Below are 3715 nucleotides of genomic sequence, written 5' to 3' on the forward strand. Positions count from 1 at the left end.
AAATAAAAGTCATACGAAATTATGAATCATTTCTTGTATATATAGCTCTAGGATATGCATGAAAAACAATTCAACACCTGGATCCGTCCACTACAGGTCGAAGCCGAAGGCGACGAGTTGCGCGTCTACGCACCGAACCGTTTTGTGCTGGACTGGGTCAACGAAAAGTACCTCGGGCGCGTCCTTGAACTGCTGGATGAGCACGGCAACGGTATGGCGCCGGCGCTTTCCTTATTAATAGGCAGCAAACGCAGTTCGGCTCCGCGTGCGGCACCGAATGCCCCGTTGGCAGCAGCGCAGGCTTCTCTGGCCCATGCCAACAACGCGCCGGCAAGCATGCCAGCGCCGGCCCCTGCGCCAACTTCGGCGAAGCGTTCGACGCAGAAAACCGCTGAAGTCAGCGAAGAGCCGTCCCGCGACAGCTTCGACCCGATGGCCGGTGCTGCGTCGCAGCAGGCTCCGGTTCGCGCCGAACAACGCACCGTGCAGGTCGAAGGCGCGCTCAAGCACACCAGTTACCTGAACCGAACGTTCACCTTTGAAAACTTCGTCGAAGGTAAGTCCAACCAGCTCGCCCGCGCGGCGGCCTGGCAGGTGGCGGATAACCCCAAGCATGGCTACAACCCACTCTTCCTTTATGGTGGTGTTGGCCTGGGTAAAACCCACTTGATGCACGCGGTGGGTAACCACCTATTAAAGAAGAACCCGAATGCCAAGGTCGTGTACCTGCATTCCGAGCGTTTCGTGGCCGACATGGTCAAGGCGCTGCAACTGAACGCGATCAACGAATTCAAACGTTTCTACCGTTCGGTGGATGCCTTGCTGATCGACGACATTCAGTTCTTCGCCCGTAAGGAACGGTCGCAGGAAGAGTTTTTCCACACCTTCAACGCCCTGCTTGAAGGTGGTCAGCAGGTCATTCTCACCAGTGACCGCTACCCGAAAGAAATCGAAGGCCTTGAAGAACGCCTGAAATCCCGCTTCGGCTGGGGCCTGACGGTTGCCGTCGAGCCGCCGGAACTGGAAACCCGTGTAGCGATCTTGATGAAAAAGGCCGACCAGGCCAAAGTCGATTTGCCACACGATGCAGCGTTCTTCATTGCTCAGCGCATTCGCTCCAACGTCCGTGAGCTGGAAGGTGCTTTGAAACGCGTGATCGCCCACTCGCACTTCATGGGCCGCGACATCACCATCGAACTGATTCGCGAATCCCTGAAAGACCTGTTGGCGTTGCAGGACAAACTGGTCTCTGTGGATAACATTCAGCGCACCGTCGCCGAGTACTACAAGATCAAGATTTCCGACTTGCTGTCCAAGCGTCGTTCGCGCTCGGTGGCTCGTCCGCGTCAGGTCGCAATGGCGCTGTCTAAAGAACTGACCAACCACAGCCTGCCGGAAATCGGTGATGTGTTTGGCGGTCGCGACCACACGACTGTTTTGCACGCCTGCCGCAAGATCAACGAACTTAAGGAATCCGACGCGGACATCCGCGAGGACTACAAGAACCTGCTGAGTACCCTGAGCACTTGATGAACACCAGCGCAGCTGATTAAGGCAAGGGACTAGACCCTGCATTTCACCATTCAACGCGAAGCCCTGTTGAAACCCCTGCAACTGGTCGCAGGCGTCGTCGAGCGCCGACAGACCTTGCCGGTACTCTCCAACGTGCTGCTAGTTGTCGAAGGCCAGCAATTGTCGCTGACCGGTACCGACCTGGAAGTCGAATTGGTCGGTCGTGTGCAACTTGAGGAGCCGGCTGAAACAGGTTCCATCACCGTGCCTGCGCGCAAGCTGATGGATATCTGCAAGAGCCTGCCCAACGATGCCCTGATCGACATCAAGGTCGACGAGCAGAAGCTGGTGGTGAAGGCCGGTCGTAGCCGCTTCACCCTGTCGACCCTGCCGGCCAATGATTTCCCGACTGTTGAAGAAGGCCCGGGCTCGCTGACCTGCAGCCTCGAGCAAAGCAGGTTGCGTCGTCTGATCGAACGTACCAGCTTCGCCATGGCCCAGCAGGACGTGCGTTACTACCTCAACGGTATGCTGCTCGAAGTCTCGGAAGGCATCATCCGTGCAGTGGCCACCGATGGTCACCGCCTGGCGATGTGCTCGATGAAGGCCGATATCGGTCAGCCGGATCGCCACCAGGTGATCGTGCCGCGCAAAGGTATCCTCGAACTGGCGCGTCTGCTCACCGAGCCGGACGGCATTGTCAGCATCGTGTTGGGTCAGCATCACATTCGCGCCACCACCGGTGAATTCACTTTTACCTCGAAACTGGTCGACGGCAAGTTCCCGGATTACGAGCGCGTTCTGCCAAAGGGTGGCGACAAGCTGGTGCTGGGCGATCGTCAGGCGCTGCGTGAAGCATTCAGCCGTACCGCGATTCTGTCCAACGAGAAATACCGCGGTATTCGCCTTCAACTGGCCAATGGTCAGTTGAAGATCCAGGCCAACAACCCGGAGCAGGAAGAGGCGGAAGAAGAAGTGGGCGTTGAATACAACGGCGGCTCTCTGGAAATTGGCTTCAACGTGAGCTACTTGCTCGACGTGCTGGGCGTGATGACCACCGAGCAGGTTCGTCTGATCTTGTCCGACTCCAACAGCAGTGCACTGGTGCAAGAGTCCGACAACGACGATTCGGCTTACGTTGTCATGCCGATGCGTCTGTAATCAGCTGATCCTGGATGTCCTTAAGTCGTGTTTCGGTCACCGCGGTGCGCAATCTGCACCCGGTGACCTTCTCCCCCTCCCCCCGCATCAACATCCTTTACGGCGCCAACGGCAGCGGCAAAACCAGTGTTCTGGAAGCCATTCACCTGCTGGGGCTTGCCCGTTCATTTCGTAGCACGCGGCTGTTGCCCGTCATCCAGTACGAGCAACTTGCATGCACCGTGTTCGGTCAGGTCGAATTGGCCGAGGGTGGCCACAGTGCCTTGGGGATATCACGCGATCGTCAGGGCGAATTTCAGATCCGCATCGACGGTCAGAATGCCCGTAGCGCCGCGCAACTTGCGGAAATCCTGCCGCTGCAGCTGATCAACCCGGACAGCTTCCGCTTGCTGGAAGGTGCGCCGAAGATTCGCCGACAGTTTCTCGATTGGGGCGTGTTCCACGTCGAACCACGGTTCATGTCCACGTGGCAGCGCTTGCAGAAGGCCCTGCGCCAGAGAAACTCTTGGCTGCGGCATGGTACACTTGACGCCGTTTCACAAGCGGTTTGGGACAGGGAACTGTGCCAGGCCAGCGCTGAAATCGATGAATACCGCCGCGCTTACATCAAAGCCTTGAAACCAGTCTTTGAACAAATCTTGAGCGAACTGGTTGAGCTCGAAGGTTTGACGCTCAGCTATTACCGAGGTTGGGACAAAGACCGGGAATTGAGTGCCGTACTTGCTGGATCCCTGCAACGGGATCAGCAGATGGGCCATACCCAAGCTGGGCCTCAACGGGCTGATTTGCGTCTTAGATTGGGCGCACACAACGCCGCGGACATCTTGTCCCGGGGTCAGCAGAAGTTGGTGGTCTGTGCCTTGCGGATTGCCCAAGGGCATCTGGTGAGCCAGGCCCGTCGCGGTCAGTGTATTTATCTGGTGGATGACTTGCCGTCCGAACTGGACGAGAACCACCGTCGCGCGTTGTGCGTGTTGGTTTTAGAGTTTTGTTGGGATTTTTTTTTATTCTGTGTTGATATCTATTTTTTGTGGGTATGATT

The 3715-nt window shown here is 57.0% G+C and carries 2 protein-coding genes and 1 pseudogene; all 3 read left to right on the forward strand.

Annotation, left to right across the window (positions count from 1 at the left end):
- The first annotated feature begins 54 nt into the window (after positions 1-54).
- Positions 55-1530 (forward strand): chromosomal replication initiator protein DnaA, encoded by a 1476-nt coding sequence (gene dnaA, locus ACIQVE_RS29165; RefSeq protein WP_402815360.1) that lies wholly within the window; start codon positions 55-57, stop codon positions 1528-1530.
- Positions 1531-1569: 39 nt separating this feature from the next.
- Complete coding sequence (dnaN, locus tag ACIQVE_RS29170) at positions 1570-2673, forward strand: DNA polymerase III subunit beta (RefSeq protein WP_402815362.1); 1104 nt, start codon at positions 1570-1572, stop codon at positions 2671-2673.
- Between the two features lie 14 nt (positions 2674-2687).
- Positions 2688-3692 (forward strand): annotated as a pseudogene (gene recF / locus ACIQVE_RS29175) (DNA replication/repair protein RecF); the annotation flags it as partial.
- Between the last annotated feature and the right edge of the window lie 23 nt (positions 3693-3715).

The organism is Pseudomonas sp. NPDC098747 (genome assembly GCF_044760045.1).
GTDB lineage: Bacteria > Pseudomonadota > Gammaproteobacteria > Pseudomonadales > Pseudomonadaceae > Aquipseudomonas.